Origin of the sequence: Dyadobacter bucti, from assembly GCF_005869225.1 — a bacterium.
Taxonomy (GTDB): Bacteria; Bacteroidota; Bacteroidia; order Cytophagales; family Spirosomataceae; genus Dyadobacter; species Dyadobacter bucti.
Map to the genome: position 1 here is coordinate 84,125 of NZ_SWFP01000010.1, position 16,879 is coordinate 101,003.

Consider the following 16,879-nt stretch of genomic DNA (forward strand, 5'->3'; position numbering starts at 1 on the left):
ATGATGCACATCCGGCTATCACCAAAGCTGAAAAAAGACCTATGCAAGCGCTTAAAGTAGTTCTCATGTACATGTTTTCATCATTTGTCAAATAACGAACGAACGGGTAAAATTACCCAATAAAACGGTAAGAAAATTTTTATTCTGATTTCTTGCTGTTACGGTTCGCGTTTTTTATCTCTTCCTCAATGGAATCCCATTGGTCGTCAGACACTTCGCTCAGGAAATTGAACTGTCCGGCGGCAAGGACTTCCCCTCCGTCGAGGGTGATGACTTCACCTGTCATGTAGGATGAAAAATCGGACATCAGATAGGCTGCGAGATTGGTCAGTTCCTGATGTTCTCCCAGCCTTTGCAAAGGGATCCTGTTCTCAAATGAGAACTTTTTGGCCAGCTCTTCGGGGAAAAGACGTTCCCAGGCACCTTTTGTAGGGAAAGGCCCCGGCGCTATGGCATTTAAGCGTATCCCGTGATCAGCCCATTCAAAAGCGAGTGATTTGGTCATGGCCAGAACCCCGGCTTTGGCCATCGCAGATGGTACCACCCAGCCGGAGCCTGTCCAGGCGTAGGTCGTTGAAATGTTCAGAACCGTTCCCTTTATTTTTTGTTCAATCCAATATTTGCCGAGGGCAAGGGTAAAATAATAGGTGCCGCGCAAAACGATGTCCACGATCGTGTCCACGGCTTTGAATGACAGCCTTTCGGTAGGACTGATGAAATTTCCGGCGGAGTTGTTAACCAGCCCGTCTACCCTGCCAAACCGCTCGATGCTTTTTGCAATTACGTCTTCAATCTGCTCCGTTTTCCTTACATCGCAAGCTGCATAAAGGACGTTGCCGCCGGTGGTTTCTTCAAGTTCCCTGGCAGTTTTTTCCAGTACTTCCAATCTGCGGCTACATATCACGATGTTCGCCCCAAGCTTTAAAAAGTATGCAGCCATCGATTTGCCGAGACCTGTACCGCCCCCAGTAATGATGATTGTCTTGTTGTCCAGCGCTCCGTCGCGGAGCATTCCTTCATTGTAAGCCATAGTGAAATATAATGAAATGATGCTTCCGGGTAAAGTTAAGGAAACAGAACGGAAAGCGAGTGCCGGGAAAGCAATTGTTAAAATCTAAGAAAAAGAAGGAATATATTACTGTTGAGCCAGTAAATACAGGACAGCCATACGCACTGCGACGCCATTTTCCACCTGGTTAAGGATAATGGAATGATGGGAGTCGGCTGCGTCGGAGGATAGTTCAACGCCCCGGTTGATCGGGCCCGGGTGCATCAGCACAATTTCTTTGTCGAGCTCATCCAGCATTGCCTTGTTGATGCCATAGTACAAAGAATATTCCCGAAGTGAAGGGAAATATTTGATCTGTTGTCTTTCCAGCTGAATGCGGAGCACATTGGCTACATCGCACCACTGTAAAGCCTCTTTCACATTATGCCGGATTTTGACGCCGAGTTCGTCCAGGTGTTTCGGGATCAATGTGGAAGGCCCGCAAACCATCACTTCTGCGCCAAGTTTCTGCAGACAAAAAATATTGGAAAGCGCTACCCTGGAATGCGTAATGTCTCCGATGATCGCGATTTTCTTTCCCTGCAGATCGCCCAGTTTTTCACGCATAGAAAAAGCATCCAGCAATGCTTGGGTAGGGTGTTCGTGCGTACCGTCCCCTGCATTTACGACATTGGCCGGAATCCGCGACGAGAGAAAATGAGGAGCTCCGGGGCTGCTGTGCCGCATCACGATCATGTCCACTTTCATGGCCAGGATATTGTTGACTGTATCCAGCAATGTTTCTCCCTTTTTTACTGAACTTCCGGAGGCTGAAAAATTCACCACATCTGCCGAAAGTCTTTTCTCAGCAAGCTCGAAAGACAGCCTGGTGCGGGTGGAATTTTCGAAAAAAACGTTGGCGATGGTAATATCCCTTAGAGAAGGTACTTTCTTGATGGGCCGGTTGATGACTTCCTTGAATTGGGTCGCCGTATCTAATATGGTGTGAATGTCATTCTCGTTCAGGTTTTTAATTCCAAGTAAGTGCCGGACCGAAAGTTTTGTCATTGCTTATGTTCAAGAAAGTTTTGCAAAGATAATAAGGAAGCGGCCAACGAGAAAATGGAATTTGTATTTTAAAAGGAACAACAACGCCGTAAATCTTAAATGTATCGTGATCACGTGAGAATATTTATGTAAACAAATTTCACTAGAGTAGTAGAATTTGTTGCTTATATATTTTGATATTAATCTCACATCAACATTACTTCAGACGCTTATGAGAATTTTTACATGGTTATTGTTTTCGCTTTGCGCCACATCGGTTTACGGACAGATTGTCGTCACTTTTCCGCCAGCCAGAATGGTGTACCAAAGAAACCAGGCAGGGGATACCAAGGTATACGTCACCGGTACGTACATACAGGCCGTGGACAAGATCGAGGCCAGATTGACCACCAGAAACGGTGAGCCCGGTTCACAGGTAGGCTGGACGGAGATCGCCAGTCCTTCGGGGAATGTCTTTTCCGGTTTTTTAACGGCCACAGGTGGCCGGTATAATCTGGAGGTCAGGGGTATCAAAAATAATGTGCAGGTAGAAAATACTGTATCAGTAGAAAAGGTCGGGGTGGGTGAAGTGTTCCTGATTGTCGGGCATTCCAATGCGGCTGCCGCTGAAAGCGAAATGGTCGGAGCCAATAGTGACCTGGTCAATTCCATCGACGCAATGGCCGACATGAATTTGAGAAACCAGTATCTCAATTCAGGAAATGCCGATGATTTGCCGCCGTTACAGCCAACGCCGTTATGCCAGACCTGCGGCATAGCCCCCATGGGAGAGTATCCCTGGTTCTGGTCGAGGCTGGGGGACTTACTGGTCAATTCGCTGCAGGTTCCGGTGCTTTTTTACGGAGCCGCGTTTGGAGGAAGTAATATGGGGTCGTTTTACAAGTCGGCCTATAACCTTCCGTTTGATCATGGTTTTATCAAATACAGCATTCGGATGCCCTACACCAATATCAGGAATGCAATGAACAAATATGTACCGCGAACGGGCATCAGGGCTGTTCTGTCAGGCCATGGGGTCAATGATTTGGATACTACGCGGGCTGGTTTCGTTTTCAGGAGCGAAATGGTAATGGCCAAGTCCAGAGAGGAAGCAAACTATCCCAAACTGGCCTGGATGATTGCAACTTCCTGCTACAATGATGGCGTCAAAGCCGAAATTACAGCCGCTCAAAATGATCTTATCGACCCATCAAAGTATAATTTCAGAGGTGCGGACCTGAACCAGATCGATAATTCGGGCAGATATGACAAGCTTCATTTTAATGCAGATGGTCAGGTCCGCGCCGCCGAACTCTGGAGGGATGCGATTATGAGTGAGACCACCAATTTAATGGCCAATGCACAACCCCTTATGGCACAGCCGCCAACTGTGCCCGGTCCGCCACTGCCCGTTACGCTGGTGAGTTTTGATGGAAAATTGCTGGCCGACGGCCGAAGCGAGCTTGAATGGGTTACTACGTCTGAAACGAATAACGATCATTTTGAAATCCTGAAAAGTACTGATGCTGTCCATTTTACAACGATCGGGAACATACAGGGTGTGGGTGATAGTGAGAAGCGCAGCGTGTATTCCTTTACAGATGAATCACGGGGTGCGAAAGTGGCCTATTACCGGCTTAAACAGGTAGATTACGACGGCACATCTTCGTTAAGCAAGATTATCGCGGTTCGTGCCGGTGAAAGAAAACCGGAAGACTACGTATTTCCGAACCCGGCTGAGCATCATCTTGAGGTCGTAACCGATAACGGCACTACGGTGGAGGATGTTATATTGTTTGATCTCAGTGGGAAAGTCGTTCTACGCAAATCAAAAAGTAACCAGATCGATATTTCCTCACTTCAAAAAGGCGATTATCTGATCAACATTAAAATGAATTCCGGCCAGCTGGTGAGTAAGAAAATTGCCAAGCGATAAATGTCTTTCTTATCTTTGAAGCCAGCACGGTCGCAAATTTTGCGGAGCCGATGATACAGATTTAGCAGAAAGATGAACAAGGCAGGTTTAATTGAGCACATGAAAGGGCTTTTGAACGATAGTATGCAGGTTGCATGGGCGGCTATGGAAGCAGCACAAGAGTCGGCAAATGACCAGGGCAAAAGCTCAATGGGCGATAAGTATGAAACTTCCCGGTCCATGGGCCAGCTCGACAGGAATATGCACGCCCGTCAGTATGAGCAGATCAGGCAGGAGAGGTTATTGCTGGAAAGGATCAGCCTGGGGGAATCTTCAAAAAGATCGGCGGTCGGTTCTCTGCTGCATACTTCGGCAGGCTGGTTTTTTATTTCCGTGAGTCTGGGAGCTATAAAATACGAAGATGAGACTGTGATCGCAGTCTCATCTTCATCACCCGTTGGGGCATCGTTACTCGGAAAGGAGGCAGGAAGCAAGTTTGATTTCCTCAGGAAAACGCACGAGATCCTGGCGTTATTCTAAAACAGGCGGCTAGGCCATGTTATGGTATACGCGCTGCACATCATCGTCGTCCTCTATTTTTTCAATCAGTTTTTCGACCTCCGCAGTCTCTTCCTCGGTTAAGGTTTTAGTATCGTTGGGAATCCGCTCAAAATCAGCTTCAATGATTTCGTAACCATTGTCTTCCAGGTAATGCTGCAGTGCGCCGAAAGCTGTGAACTCTCCATAAATGTTGATCTGATTGGTTTCTTCGTCCAGAAAAACTTCCTCTCCGCCTACGTCGATCAATTCAAATTCAAGCTCTTCCAGGTCTTTTGAAGCCGTATTTTTTATTTTGAAAATACATTTCCGGTCGAAAATGAAGTCGAGCATACCCATTGTTCCCAGGCTTCCCCCCAGCTTATTAAAGTAACTTCTTACATTGGCAACGGTGCGGGTCGGATTATCGGTGGTGCTTTCTACCAAAATCGCAACACCGTGTGGGCCGTACCCTTCATACACCATTTCCTTGTAATCCTCCTGGTCTTTGGATGAGGCTCTTTTAATAGCCCTTTCGATGGTGTCTTTGGGCATGTTCGCGGCACGGGCGTTCTGAAGAAGGACCCTGAGTCTGGCATTGGTATTCGGATCAGCGGTTCCGCTTTTCACCGCCAGGACTATATCTTTTCCAATCCTCGTAAAAGTCTTGGCCATTTTGTCCCAACGCTTGAACATCCGCGCTTTTCTATATTCATAAGCTCTTCCCATGCTTATTGTGTATTAATATTAGGTTTTAAAAAATGATTAAAGATTGTCAGGAAACGGCGCGCACACAGAAATCTTAAATTTTTGATACATTGCCAAATCTGAATTATGCTGCAAATTTATAAAAGACGATTAAAATCAGGTAAAAATAAAATCCTTTCAGAAACAACGGTCCCGAAATGAATTTAAAATTGGATTGGAGAATCAAAACTTTCGATGAGCTTACAAACGAAGAGCTCTATCAGTTGCTGGGTCTGCGATGTGCAGTATTTGTGGTGGAACAACGCTGTTGCTACCTGGATGTCGATAACAAAGATCAGCATTGTACTCATTTGCTGGGATACCTGAATGATAAGCTGATGGTATATTCCCGCATTGTTCCCCCTGGTTTGTCTTATGAATATGTATCTATCGGTCGGATCGTTTCTTCAGTGGATGCCCGTGGAAAGGGATTTGGAGCGGAGTTGCTGAATGTTTCTATCATGACCGCTGAGAAGCTTTATGGCAAGGGGATCATCCGGATAGGTGCCCAGTTATACCTTAAGAAATTCTATGAATCGTTTGGCTTTCAGCAGTCTAGCAATGTATATCTCGAAGATAAAATAGAACATATTGTAATGACCAGGCCGGCTTGACAAGGACATTGTGGGGAAGGTTTTCCCATAATGATGAAATAATAATCAAATGGTGAATAGAGATTATTGTGGCGGGTTCTCTCAATATAGTCGGATATGCATCGAAAGAAAACAGTTTGTAGTAGTTGTTCTATATTAAAAACTAAAAAACTTTACTATTTTTTGTTGTTCTTGTAGAAGTTTGATAATTTGGCACAGAATTTTAGTTATTAGTATTCAGTCAAGCAAATTGTTGCTTTGGGACTGACGCCCTGTCAGACACCCAATAACATTTTTGACGAACACTGATAGAGGAGGGTTTACGTGGAATGGCCTACTGTAATGCGGTAGGCCATTTTTTTGTGCCTTACGAATTGGTTTGAATATTTAAATGGTGTTCATTTGTACTCTTTTCGAACACACCATTATCAGTACATGACCAAAGTTACCGAGTTCATACGCCAGGCTAATGGCAAAACCCTGTTCTCTATTGAGATCATCCCACCACTAAAAGGTCAGAATATCAATGAACTGTTAAATTCGATAGAACCGTTGATGGAATTTAAGCCTCCGTTTGTGGATGTTACCTATCACAGAGAAGAGTTGATTGACCGGATAGGGCCCGACGGGCTGGTGGAACGTATTCCGGTTCGCAAGAGGCCTGGTACGGTGGGTATATGCGCGCGGCTGATGGAACGTTTCCATGTTGATGCGGTTCCTCACGTCATTTGCGGTGGTTTTACAAAAGATGAAACCGAGGATGTTCTGATAGACCTCAGTTATCTGGGAATTGATAATGTGCTGGTATTACGAGGCGATCCTGAAAAATCAGCAGGGATATTCAAAGCCAAGGCAGGCGGCCATACTTATGCTTCCGAGCTGGTGAAGCAGGTCAGCGATATGAATAAAGGTATTTTGTTGAATGCAGAAACTGAAATGTACCCGACAGATTTCTGTATCGGTATCGCGGGCTACCCGGAAAAACATTTTGACGCGGTCAGTTTTGATTCCGACTACGAACATTTGAAAAGAAAAGTCGATCTGGGGGCTAATTACATTGTTACTCAGATGTTCTTTGATAATCAGAAGTTTTTCAGGTTTGTGGAAAGATGCAGGGCGGAAGGGATTACCGTTCCGATCATTCCGGGTTTAAAACCGCTTGCAACCAAAAAGCAGCTGACTGTTTTGTCACAGATATTCCATCTTGAATTTCCGAAAGAACTTGTTGATGAGGCCAACCGGTGTGCGTCGGATAAAGAAGTGCGTCAGGTAGGGATTGAATGGGGCGTCCAGCAGTGCAGGGAACTGATCGATTACGGCGTACCGGTACTGCATTTTTATACCATGGGGAAATCCGATAACGTAGCGAAAATCGCTGAAAAGATATTCTGATACACGAAGGCTGCTGTTTGTTATTCGTAACAAACGGCAGTTCCGTTGGCGCTGACCATGAGCATCGAACTGTTGCCCCCGATGGTTTCCAGGTCTATATCAACTCCGATTACAGCATTGGCGCCCAGCCGTTGCGCCTGATCCATCATTTCCCGGATCGCAATACTTTTTGCTTCGCGGAGTCCCTGCTCGTAGGAACCGGAACGGCCACCCACTACATCACGAATTCCGGCCAGGAAATCTTTGAAAAAATTGGCCCCGATAATCGCCTCGCCGTTGACAAGCCCGATGTATTTTACAATTTGTTTTCCTTCAATGTTTGGCGTAGTGGTAACGAGCATAAGAATCAGGTTTGAGTGCTACAAAATTTTCGGGACAAATTAGCTGATTTCCGTCAGGCTAACTGTAAAATAGTTGTTAAAAGGTAAAGTTGCACAGGATGCCGGTAATTTTTAGGTACAATCATCGATATTCTCATTATTTGGAAAATGCACATTGCCTGTTCTTACAAAGGGCAGCCAATAATTCTTAGCTTTGTTTTTTGACAAATAACAGCAGTAAATTTTAATAGTAACGATGCAAAATTCAGTAGAAGCAGTAAATAACGTTATTCGTAACAGGCGCAGCATATTTCCACCCAGCTACATCGAAAAAGAAATTCCCAACGAAATCATTAACGATATACTCGAAAATGCCAACTATGCACCTACGCATAAGCTGACTGAACCCTGGCGTTTTATTGTTTTCAAAGGAGAAAGCCTGAAAAGGCTTGCGGGTTTCTTTTCCGAAAGATATCGCACAGTAACCCCGCCGGAGTCGTTTTCACAAGCGAGATATGATGCCGCAGGGGAAAAAGTATTAAAATCCAATTGCGTAATCATCATTGCAGCCGAGCTTCATCCCGACAAACTTCCTGAATGGGAGGAAACAGCGTCGGTGGCCTGTGCGGTGCAGAATATGTGGTTAACGGCGACGGCCTACGGGATTGGTTCGTATTGGAGCAGTCCGGCTATTTTAACGCAGCTGGGAGAATTCGCCGGAATTGACAGTACCCAAAAATGTCTCGGACTTTTCTTTATGGGATATCACGATGCGCCGGAAGCACCTGCACGCCGTACTCCGATTGAAAACAAGGTTACCTGGGCTTGAGAATGAAAAAAACAAAGCCCACACTCCGTGCCGAATCCGTTTCCAGGAACTTCGGGACAAATACGGTGCTTTCCGGTATTGAGCTGACGCTCGGTGCCGGAGAGTGGCTGGGTATACTCGGAGAAAGCGGGTCGGGAAAAAGCACTTTACTGCGTATACTGGGCCGGTTTCTGGACCAGGATCAGGGAAGTGTTTATTTTAAAGAAGAAAAATTGAAGCCGGTTAGCGGAGAGCTCATGCCCGGGCACGGGTCTATCAAGCTGATCCATCAGGAATTTGAGCTTTTTCCCAACCAGACGGTGGAGGAAAATATAGCTTATTCGCTTCGTTTTTATGAACCCGAATACAAAGCTGAAAAGGTTACCGAACTATTGGACGTGGCAGGGTTGGGCTATGTGAAAAATCAAAAAGCGAAGCTGCTTTCCGGAGGCGAAAAACAGCGTACCGCTATTGCTAAGGCGCTCGCCGAGCAGCCGGATGTATTACTGCTCGACGAACCCTTTGCGCATCTCGACAATCATAACCGGAGGGTTTTGGCAGATGCAATTGAAAGCATGCGGAAGCAGCAGCAGATGAGCTGTATTTTTGTGACCCATGAAGCCACCGATGCACTCGCCTGGTCGGACAGGATAGCAGTGCTGCGAAACGGAGAGATCATTCAGATCGGAACACCGCAGGAAGTATATAACCAGCCGGCAAACAGTTACGTGGCTGAACTGACCGGCGATATCAACTGGATTGATCAGGAAACCAGGGGTGGGACAAAGTTTTTTATACGTCCTGAAAAAATAAAACCTACGCGGCATCCCGAAAAAAGCAAATGGCATGGAAAAGTGGAAGCGATCCGCTTCCATGGCAATCACTGGGAGATCAGATGCGTGAATAAAAGCGGAAAGCTGTCATTTTATCGCAACCGGATGGACCTGGAAATCGGACAGGAAGTGTTCCTTACCTACGCTGCCAAAGACCTTAAAAGTATCTGAGGCTCTTCTACAAACTGAACCAGAAGGAAATTTTGACTGCAAATGGGGTCACATTCGGGTTATCAAGATATGTGAGCCGGTGCACGAAATCAATCCTCCCGGCCTTGAAGATGTTATCGATACCATAACCCAGCTCCACATACGGACGATCTTTCAGCCTGTTAAATGTCTGGATTTCATGTCCTGACTCATCCTGGGTGGTCGTCAGGGCAATATTGGCGTCGCTGACGCTTCCGTAAAATACCTTCCCTGTTGCCAGCATTCTCAGCTTCAGTTTTCGGATCGCCGGAATTCTGTTGAAAAGCAGGCCTTCGAAATTGTGTTCCATCCGGAACGCAATATATCTGTCACTGATAAATTCAAAATACCGCATCAGGTTATAGGCATTGTCCACATAAAAAAGGGATTCATTACCCAAAGGAGTATATAGCAAAGGGTAGGGTAAGGTCGACGGGATGTAGCCCAGCGTAAGATTATAGTAAGTTCGGCCGATAACACCAGACCGGAAGCTGTGTTTAATATTGAAAGAGAATTTATTATAGCTGAAATCCCCACCCAGAAAATGCTTAAACCCGGCAGTGTAACGCAGCGTCAAGGCAGGCGAGTTGCCATTGCCCATGCTGATCCTTTCATTATCATTCTGAAGGAAGGTCTCCTTACTGGCAAGCCTTGTTTCGAAATTGATTTCGGTAATGTCAAACGAGCTTTTCAGCGGCGACTCTGCGCCCAAAGCGGCGTCGGTTTTGTAGGCAAATTCAAATAACGGGTTGAAATTGCGATGGCGTAGCTGTACACTCCCGGACAATCCTTTGACGAGCTCGCGCTTGAAGTACGCAGAAATATCCTCCTGCCAATAAGGCCTCCGGAAAGCCCCGAACCTGGAAAATGCGCCAAAAATAGTATTGGGTCCAATGGTTTCCGCCGAAACGCCCAGTCTTTCCAAGTCTTTGGAATAGTAAATCCCGGCCATGGTCCAGGGTTTCCGGTCGATGATATAATCAATCCCGGCTCCGTATTTAAATGCTTTGTCACGTGTGCCATAAGCTCCATATCCGCTGAATATCCATTTCCTGCTAAAACCGGGATCTGTTTTAAATCCCAGCCGTATGCGGTGACCTTCAACCGCATTATTGGCATACAGAAAAAGGTATGGCCCGATATCGATATTCCATTTATCTATTTTCTTATATCCATTCACAAAAACATTGAGGATCTCGGTATATGTTTTAACGACTGGAAGTACTTTCAGCGAGTCCACAAGCTGAAACGAAAGCAGTTCGGTTGCACTCAGCGGCTCAGGCCGGCTCCTGGCCCAGAACGTTGAATCGTGCTGCATGTAATCCTCTTTGAGCTCAATGGCGGTATCATAAAACCGGTTGTCACGGGGCGAGTTGATCTTGTATCTGGAGTTGGCTGAGTAAAATTTAAGGAGCATTCCAGCAGTTTGTTTGGTCGGCTCGTCCACATCGATCAAGACCCTGGTTTTAGAGGGGATCCATGTTTTTTCATCCTCAAACAATTCGTATGATTGCTGGATCTTGATCTTTTCGATGAAATTGAGATTAGCCCGTTTTCCAACGCTGACATCCATTTGCGTCAACGCGAAAGTTTCACCGTCCACCCAGAAAGACCCCGTAAATGCCAGGTCCTGCTCATGGCGCGGTTCGAAATCGATCTGATAATCGTAACCGGAACCATTGGAAACACTGTCTGCCAGATAGTATTCGTAATAAAGTTTCCAGCTGTCGGAGATCGGGGATACGAAATCCTTGTCCAGGATATTCAGCCAGTTGTTATAAAAATTATATTGCTGAAACGACGAGCCAACTACCTGCGAAACAAGGCTGCCGTCGGTAAGCCCCACACCTGAGACCTTGGTTTTGTTGATAACCTCCTTTTTCTTCCTTGGATTTCTGCGATAATAGACATTTGAGACCGATTCAGAAATGAAAATTGGGATAATAGTCTCTCCGTTTTCTCCTTTGACCTCATCGTATTTGTCCACAATATGGGTCATTTTCTTTACCGATTTCCTGTTCCGGAATTTTTCCGACAGATTGTCTATATCGATCTGGATCTTATTGTAGCTCTCATATTCGTAGGCGTCCAGTTCTTCACTGTTGTTTTTGGTTTTCCGGGCAACGATTTTTCGCATAAATGCATACGCAGGATTTTCCCCTGCAAAAATCTTCACTTCCCGCAATTGCAGTGCGCCCGGCGACATTTGAATGTCTATGACCTGGCTTTGCTGGTCGGGAACAATAGCTTTGCTTTTGGTAACGTATCCCACATATGTAACCAGGATGGAATCGGCAGGGGGCGTGTAAGTGATCTGGTAAAGACCATCGAAATTGGTGACTGCGCCGGAAGCCGAGCCTTTAATCCCGATGTTGGCGAAAGGAATGGGATCGCCGGTGCTGGCATCCGTAACTTTTCCTTTTATAGTAAATGTATTTTGAGAAAATGCTTTAAATGAGGCGTTTATTACTATTAAAAATGCGAAAAGTCTTATCGATTTTTTGCCGGATCTCATGAGTGATGTGTGTGATGCCCATTTTACCGCTTTCATCTTTCTCATTTTTTCCTGATCTCATTATTGGAGGTGATGTCGGCGGGGGGACGCAGGATATGTACATCCAGAACAGCCTTTGGCCTGGCCAGGTATTCCCTGATCAGCGTTCGTACTGAATACCCGTCCGGAACGTCCTGCGCAGCAAAGGAAATGGCATTGATCCCTTCATTATGAGCTATGTATAAAGCTCTTGCATTGTGGAAATTCTGCGAAATGATCGTGAAGTTATCCTGGTTAAAAACCTCCTTGCACCTGATAATGGAGTCGAATGTCCTGAATCCTGCGTAATCCAGGGTCATCACATTTTCAGGTATTCCGAGATTCAAAAGCGCCCTTTGCATGTCCAGCGGCTCATTATAATATTGCGAATCATTATTTCCACTTAGAATGATATACTTGATTTTCCCTTCCTTGAACAGCCGGGCCGTTGCCTCCATCCGGTACTTGAAAAACAGGTTCTCTTTCCCATTCTCCAAATTCCTGCTCGTTCCCAAAACCAGCGCAACATCGTTGGAAGGAAGACTTTCTATCGAAAAATAATTGAATTGCCGGGTACAATAAACTATCCAAAAATTACAAAGCAAGATGAAAACCATGCAGACGAATAATAAAACTAATATGGTTTTGATCAATCTTTTCACCTGTATACTTAAAGTTACCCTCTAAATCTACCAACTCTTTGTAATAATCCGTCCGTACATGCATAACTCAGCGCTTTTAAAAGAGGTACGCATTCGGGTATCTCTTTTGTTGCTAATTGGCTGCTTTATGCGGGCAGAAATAATTGCATCCGTTTCTGTTAAAACAAGCCTAACTGACTTTCGGAAGCATCAGGCCCTTTTTTGGGTTTCTTTTTAGGTTTCGCTTGACTGTTTGAAATATCCTCGGGGTTTTCTCTCTCAGACGGCTCATCTGTTTCATTTTCAACGGATTGATCAGTAGCTTCGAGGCTTTCTGTGTACCCGTTTTCATTTTCATTTTCATTGCTGTCGTCCTCCGCGTCATCCACATCCGTGTCAACAGGTTCTTCGTCTGAAACAACTTCCGGTACCTCTTCAACAGGATCGGGAAGTGACGGCAGCCAGCGTACTTCCTTGAATTTGTCGCTTGGCAGTTTGTTGCCCATGGCCCGCCAGCCTCTGATGTCCACCAGTTCTTCTATCAGATACTCCTCGTGTATCTCCTCTTTCTGGGCGGTTTTGGGAATGATCACTTCCAGGCGCGGACGCTTGTCGGTGCTTGCTAGTAGCAATTTACTGTTTTTCGAGTCGCTGATAAAGAGAAACTTTTTGTCAAGCGAAGAAGTCTCAATATTGAAACGTTTGATGAAATGGTATTTTTGCCCGCTGTCGTAATACAGGGCGGTGATCGCAAGTTTCGGGTCAAATTTCTTGACAAGCAATACTTCGTTGGACACATAATGATTGGTTAGGTCGAAGTTCGTCAGCTCGTAGGTACCATCTTTATAAATCACCAGAATGCTGTCGGAAGGCCCGAAATTCCCAAGATATTCACCTCGTTCGTCCCGGTTCAGCCGGCCGATGATCGGGTCAAACCACATATCGACACCGCCGAGCGTGGATCTTCCTGCCTGTTTCATTGTAATTTTCCTGACCGGATATTTGGTAAGGATATTGCCCATCGCGCTCCGGTTTTTGATCAGGAGGTCTGCAAAATTGAAGTCAAACTGCTTCACCTTTGCCTTGCTCTGGGCGGTGAGATTTACAGTAATGATCTCAGCTTCGCCATTTTCATTCGCTGAAAAATAGGTGATTTTTGACTTGGGCGAACCCTGTGTCAGGTCATATTCACGGTCGCGGGTCACGGCGGTTACCTGGCATCTTTTGATATAGGATACCCCGGTTTTCCCATCAAGGTATACCAGGTTATAGACTTTCCGTTCATCATTTTTGACGAAAACCGAACAGAAAATAATGTCCTTGCCTACGAATACCTTTTCCTGAACTTTTACGACAAGACATCGTCCGTCGGCTTTGAACACAATGATATCGTCTATGTCCGAACAGTCCATGACATATTCATCCTTTTTAAGACCATAACCTATGAAGCCTTCCGCCCGGTTGACGTAGAGCTTCTGGTTGTTGGCCGCGACAATATTTGCGGAGATTTGGTTGAATGCCCTTATCTCGGTTTTTCTGCCTCTTCCTTTTCCGTATTTTTTTAAAAGATCTTTGTAATAATCAATGGCAAACCGGGTTATGTGCGCAAGGTTATCCTCGGCCTCAGCAAGATCCTCCTGCCATTTGCGCATCAGCTCATCCGCTTTATAGCCGTCATATTTGGAAATCCGTTTGATCCTGATTTCTGTGAGCGCGACGATGTCATCGTCTGTTATCTCCCTGTAAAACTGTGGTTTGTAGGGATCAAGTCCTTTATCGATGGTTCGGATCACGGCTTCGAAAGTCTCGCATTCCTCAATGTCCCGGTAGATCCTGTTTTCGATAAATATTTTTTCGAGAGAACCATACAGGATCTTTTCGAGCAAGGCCAGCCTTTTGATTTCCAGCTCGCGCTGCAAAAGCCCGACAGTCTGCTGGGTATTGTACCTTAAAATTTCCGTAACCCCTACAAAATGAGGCTTGTCGGCGATAATGATACAGGCATTGGGAGATATCGAAACTTCACATTCCGTGAATGCGTAAAGCGCATCCATGGTGATATCCGGGGAAACGCCGGGCGCCAGGTGTACCTGTATTTCCACTTCGGCAGCCGTATTATCGACCACCTTTTTGATCTTGATCTTCCCGCCGTCGTTGGCTTTCACTATGGAATCGATCAGGGAAGTGGTGGTCGTGCCGAACGGAATGTCCCGGATCACCAGCATCTTTTTGTCTTCTTCCTCTATTTTGGCACGTACACGCACTTTTCCGCCCCGCTGGCCGTCATTGTAATTGGAAATGTCGATCTGCCCGCCGGTCAGGAAATCGGGATAAATGGTAATTTCTTTTTCCTGAAGAATAGCGATCGAAGCCTCGATCAGTTCACAGAAATTATGCGGAAGTATCTTGGTCGACAATCCTACCGCGATCCCTTCTACGCCCAGCGATAAAAGAAGGGGAAATTTAACGGGCAGCGTTACCGGTTCGCGTTTGCGGCCATCATAGGAAAGCTGCCACTCGGTGGTATCATCATTAAATACAATGTCTTTGGCAAAACGGGAAAGGCGCACTTCAATATAACGTCCGGCCGCGGCGCTGTCGCCGGTGCGGATATCCCCCCAGTTTCCCTGGGTATCAAAAAGCAGTTCTTTCTGTCCGATATTCACGATAGCGTCGTAAATAGACGCATCTCCGTGCGGGTGGTATTGCATGGATGATCCTACCACATTGGCCACTTTGTTGAAGCGGCCGTCATCCATTTCGTTCAGCGCGTGCATGATCCGGCGCTGTACCGGTTTTAAACCGTCTTCTATTGCCGGAACCGCGCGTTCCAGAATTACATAAGAGGCATAATCAAGAAACCAACTTTCATAGAGACCCGAGATGGGTAATTTGTCGTGCAATCCGCTATCTTCTACGTCAGGCGTAGCTCCGTTTTCGTCCATAAAATGAAGGAAGAACCAGGTTTTAAGTATTCAGTAAATTTTGTAAGGTATTATCCCAACCGGCTTACGTTGCAGGACTGATGTATTCAAGAAGAACAAAACAGGACGAAGAACACCGAAAGGGTTATTTGATTTACCTGCTAATATAACAAATAAAGCGATAGTTTTTAGCTTTTGGGGTCGGGATCGGGGGTATTTATAACGGTCAGAAGTTCACTGATCATCATGGCAGTTGCACCCCAAATCTTGTATCCCTGGACCATATAATGCGGTGCATGTACCTGTTCTCCACGTATTTGGATGTCACTGGAACCGATAATATTAATATCAGAAATTTCTTCAATTTTGATCTCAAAAATATCTTCGACCTCGCGGGGGTCCGGGTAGAAATCCGGACGGTAGGGCATGTGTGCAATGACGGGCAGGACATAAAAGTTACTCGCGGGAATGAAAAGTTCGGTCAGGATTCCGATGATTTTTACATCATTCAGGCGCAATCCGATTTCTTCCTGGGCTTCGCGCAGGGCAGTGCGGATCAGGTCTTCGTCAGAAGGTTCGTAACGTCCACCGGGAAAGGCAACTTGTCCCGAATGGACTCCGTCGTAAGCCGGCCGGAGTATCAGCGGAAAATAGATCTCGCCTTTGTAGGGATAAAATAAAATCAGGACGGCACTTTTTCGGGTCCGCGTGTTGGGTTTGAAAGTCAGGCGGAGTTTGGATGAAGCTTGCATGATCCGGTGAGCCGACTCCCCGGGCAGCGGATATTTCAGGTTTTTGGTCAGTTGATTTACAAAGGATGAAAATGATCCTAGTGTAGGCATGTGAGGTTGAGGGATTGAGTAGCGAACGTTGTTAAATTTAAATCCTTGCGTAATTCAGTTGCCTGTTGAAATCAAAAAAGCTTTCCAGGCTCAGGTCTTCGTCGAGCTCTTCCCAGTGGACGCTGTCGTGCTCCGGCCCGATTTCAAAATTGTAACGTTGTTCCGGAGAAGCATTTTGGAGCCTCTTAAACCAAGCCAAAGGGTTTCCTATGGTATGCCCGCTGTCAGTGACGACGTAAATGTTATTTTCATCAAACCAAACTTTATCGATTTTCATAATTTCCCAGTTTTGTAACGTCGATGATCTCTTGACCATGAAACTGATGTCATTTGTCAATAATCAATTACTCATTCTCTTCTACCAAAGCCTCAGCGAGAACCGGATCCTTTGTTTTCATACCACTGCTTTCCACAAGTCTGACAGGCCTCAATGTAAATTTAACCGTTCCATCGGCATTTCTCACACGTATGTGAATAGGCTAATGTTCAAGACTGTAAAAGAAAAATTTCATTCCAAACATTCTGAAAATTTCCGGCATATTTAAAGTGTGTTAATGCATGATTGTCAAA

General features: G+C 45.7%; 16 protein-coding genes. 6 read left to right on the plus strand and 10 right to left on the minus strand.

All coding sequences use genetic code 11. The features are described 5' to 3' along the window. Window positions 1–139: 139 nt before the first annotated feature. Together FBF61_RS27725 and FBF61_RS27730 are read right to left on the minus strand one after the other, a co-directional pair. A complete protein-coding gene (locus FBF61_RS27725) occupies window positions 140–1,030 on the minus strand; it encodes an SDR family oxidoreductase (protein ID WP_138483599.1) in 891 nt (296 codons plus the stop codon). Between the two features lie 105 nt (window positions 1,031–1,135). Continuing rightward, the gene (locus FBF61_RS27730) at window positions 1,136–2,056 is read right to left on the minus strand and encodes an aspartate carbamoyltransferase catalytic subunit (protein ID WP_138483601.1); all 921 of its coding nucleotides are present in this window, start codon (window positions 2,054–2,056) and stop codon (window positions 1,136–1,138) included. Between the two features lie 211 nt (window positions 2,057–2,267). On the opposite strand from FBF61_RS27730, the gene FBF61_RS27735 reads away from it, so the two are divergent. Both FBF61_RS27735 and FBF61_RS27740 read left to right on the plus strand, forming a co-directional pair. Continuing rightward, complete coding sequence (locus FBF61_RS27735; protein WP_138483604.1) at window positions 2,268–3,971, plus strand: T9SS type A sorting domain-containing protein; 1,704 nt, start codon at window positions 2,268–2,270, stop codon at window positions 3,969–3,971. A 72-nt stretch (window positions 3,972–4,043) separates the two neighbouring features. Then, window positions 4,044–4,490: a transcription elongation factor gene (locus FBF61_RS27740; protein WP_138483606.1), complete on the plus strand. Its 447-nt coding sequence runs from the start codon at window positions 4,044–4,046 to the stop codon at window positions 4,488–4,490. A gap of 9 nt (window positions 4,491–4,499) precedes the next feature. Here the strand turns inward: FBF61_RS27740 and FBF61_RS27745 are convergent, their stop codons facing one another. After that, window positions 4,500–5,216: a YebC/PmpR family DNA-binding transcriptional regulator gene (locus tag FBF61_RS27745; RefSeq protein ID WP_138483608.1), complete on the minus strand. Its 717-nt coding sequence runs from the start codon at window positions 5,214–5,216 to the stop codon at window positions 4,500–4,502. A gap of 176 nt (window positions 5,217–5,392) precedes the next feature. On the opposite strand from FBF61_RS27745, the gene FBF61_RS27750 reads away from it, so the two are divergent. Together FBF61_RS27750 and metF are read left to right on the plus strand one after the other, a co-directional pair. Continuing rightward, window positions 5,393–5,848 (plus strand): GNAT family N-acetyltransferase, encoded by a 456-nt coding sequence (locus FBF61_RS27750; RefSeq protein ID WP_138483610.1) that lies wholly within the window; start codon window positions 5,393–5,395, stop codon window positions 5,846–5,848. Between the two features lie 414 nt (window positions 5,849–6,262). Further along, window positions 6,263–7,219, plus strand: a complete 957-nt coding sequence (metF, locus tag FBF61_RS27755; RefSeq protein ID WP_138483612.1) for a methylenetetrahydrofolate reductase [NAD(P)H] — start codon at window positions 6,263–6,265, stop codon at window positions 7,217–7,219. Window positions 7,220–7,239: 20 nt separating this feature from the next. Here the strand turns inward: metF and FBF61_RS27760 are convergent, their stop codons facing one another. Beyond that, entirely contained in the window at window positions 7,240–7,560 is a 321-nt protein-coding gene (locus tag FBF61_RS27760; protein WP_138483614.1) for a heavy metal-binding domain-containing protein, read from the minus strand. Window positions 7,561–7,795: 235 nt separating this feature from the next. Between FBF61_RS27760 and FBF61_RS27765 the strand changes: the two genes are divergently transcribed. Both FBF61_RS27765 and FBF61_RS27770 read left to right on the plus strand, forming a co-directional pair. Beyond that, window positions 7,796–8,368, plus strand: a complete 573-nt coding sequence (locus FBF61_RS27765; RefSeq protein WP_138483616.1) for a nitroreductase family protein — start codon at window positions 7,796–7,798, stop codon at window positions 8,366–8,368. 2 nt (window positions 8,369–8,370) lie between these two features. Further along, window positions 8,371–9,351 (plus strand): ABC transporter ATP-binding protein, encoded by a 981-nt coding sequence (locus FBF61_RS27770; RefSeq protein WP_138483618.1) that lies wholly within the window; start codon window positions 8,371–8,373, stop codon window positions 9,349–9,351. A gap of 7 nt (window positions 9,352–9,358) precedes the next feature. Here FBF61_RS27770 and FBF61_RS27775 read toward each other — a convergent pair whose 3' ends face one another. From FBF61_RS27775 to FBF61_RS35425, 6 genes are all read right to left on the minus strand, one after another. Continuing rightward, window positions 9,359–11,884 carry a DUF5686 and carboxypeptidase-like regulatory domain-containing protein gene (locus tag FBF61_RS27775; protein WP_138483620.1) on the minus strand — a complete coding sequence of 842 codons (2,526 nt, stop codon included), beginning with the start codon at window positions 11,882–11,884 and terminating at the stop codon, window positions 9,359–9,361. Window positions 11,885–11,925: 41 nt separating this feature from the next. Beyond that, window positions 11,926–12,519 carry a SanA/YdcF family protein gene (locus tag FBF61_RS27780; RefSeq protein WP_310590290.1) on the minus strand — a complete coding sequence of 198 codons (594 nt, stop codon included), beginning with the start codon at window positions 12,517–12,519 and terminating at the stop codon, window positions 11,926–11,928. A 203-nt stretch (window positions 12,520–12,722) separates the two neighbouring features. Next, a complete protein-coding gene (locus tag FBF61_RS27785; protein WP_138483624.1) occupies window positions 12,723–15,488 on the minus strand; it encodes a DNA gyrase/topoisomerase IV subunit A in 2,766 nt (921 codons plus the stop codon). A 167-nt stretch (window positions 15,489–15,655) separates the two neighbouring features. After that, the gene (locus FBF61_RS27790; protein ID WP_138483626.1) at window positions 15,656–16,309 is read right to left on the minus strand and encodes an NUDIX hydrolase; all 654 of its coding nucleotides are present in this window, start codon (window positions 16,307–16,309) and stop codon (window positions 15,656–15,658) included. Window positions 16,310–16,346: 37 nt separating this feature from the next. Beyond that, window positions 16,347–16,586, minus strand: coding sequence for a DUF2442 domain-containing protein (locus FBF61_RS27795; protein ID WP_138483628.1), 240 nt, complete (start codon window positions 16,584–16,586; stop codon window positions 16,347–16,349). Between the two features lie 67 nt (window positions 16,587–16,653). Beyond that, window positions 16,654–16,785 carry a DUF4160 domain-containing protein gene (locus FBF61_RS35425; protein WP_310590292.1) on the minus strand — a complete coding sequence of 44 codons (132 nt, stop codon included), beginning with the start codon at window positions 16,783–16,785 and terminating at the stop codon, window positions 16,654–16,656. Window positions 16,786–16,879 lie beyond the last annotated feature (94 nt).

What these genes read in the sequence shown, in the direction of transcription:
- FBF61_RS27725 (WP_138483599.1), bottom strand. Translation starts at nt 1,030, where the DNA reads ATGGCTTACAATGAAGGAATGCTCCGCGACGGAGCGCTGGACAACAAG.
- FBF61_RS27730 (WP_138483601.1), bottom strand. Translation starts at nt 2,056, where the DNA reads ATGACAAAACTTTCGGTCCGGCACTTACTTGGAATTAAAAACCTGAAC.
- FBF61_RS27735 (WP_138483604.1), top strand. Translation starts at nt 2,268, where the DNA reads ATGAGAATTTTTACATGGTTATTGTTTTCGCTTTGCGCCACATCGGTT.
- FBF61_RS27740 (WP_138483606.1), top strand. Translation starts at nt 4,044, where the DNA reads ATGAACAAGGCAGGTTTAATTGAGCACATGAAAGGGCTTTTGAACGAT.
- FBF61_RS27745 (WP_138483608.1), bottom strand. Translation starts at nt 5,216, where the DNA reads ATGGGAAGAGCTTATGAATATAGAAAAGCGCGGATGTTCAAGCGTTGG.
- FBF61_RS27750 (WP_138483610.1), top strand. Translation starts at nt 5,393, where the DNA reads ATGAATTTAAAATTGGATTGGAGAATCAAAACTTTCGATGAGCTTACA.
- metF (WP_138483612.1), top strand. Translation starts at nt 6,263, where the DNA reads ATGACCAAAGTTACCGAGTTCATACGCCAGGCTAATGGCAAAACCCTG.
- FBF61_RS27760 (WP_138483614.1), bottom strand. Translation starts at nt 7,560, where the DNA reads ATGCTCGTTACCACTACGCCAAACATTGAAGGAAAACAAATTGTAAAA.
- FBF61_RS27765 (WP_138483616.1), top strand. Translation starts at nt 7,796, where the DNA reads ATGCAAAATTCAGTAGAAGCAGTAAATAACGTTATTCGTAACAGGCGC.
- FBF61_RS27770 (WP_138483618.1), top strand. Translation starts at nt 8,371, where the DNA reads ATGAAAAAAACAAAGCCCACACTCCGTGCCGAATCCGTTTCCAGGAAC.
- FBF61_RS27775 (WP_138483620.1), bottom strand. Translation starts at nt 11,884, where the DNA reads ATGAGATCCGGCAAAAAATCGATAAGACTTTTCGCATTTTTAATAGTA.
- FBF61_RS27780 (WP_310590290.1), bottom strand. Translation starts at nt 12,519, where the DNA reads ATGGTTTTCATCTTGCTTTGTAATTTTTGGATAGTTTATTGTACCCGG.
- FBF61_RS27785 (WP_138483624.1), bottom strand. Translation starts at nt 15,488, where the DNA reads ATGGACGAAAACGGAGCTACGCCTGACGTAGAAGATAGCGGATTGCAC.
- FBF61_RS27790 (WP_138483626.1), bottom strand. Translation starts at nt 16,309, where the DNA reads ATGCCTACACTAGGATCATTTTCATCCTTTGTAAATCAACTGACCAAA.
- FBF61_RS27795 (WP_138483628.1), bottom strand. Translation starts at nt 16,586, where the DNA reads ATGAAAATCGATAAAGTTTGGTTTGATGAAAATAACATTTACGTCGTC.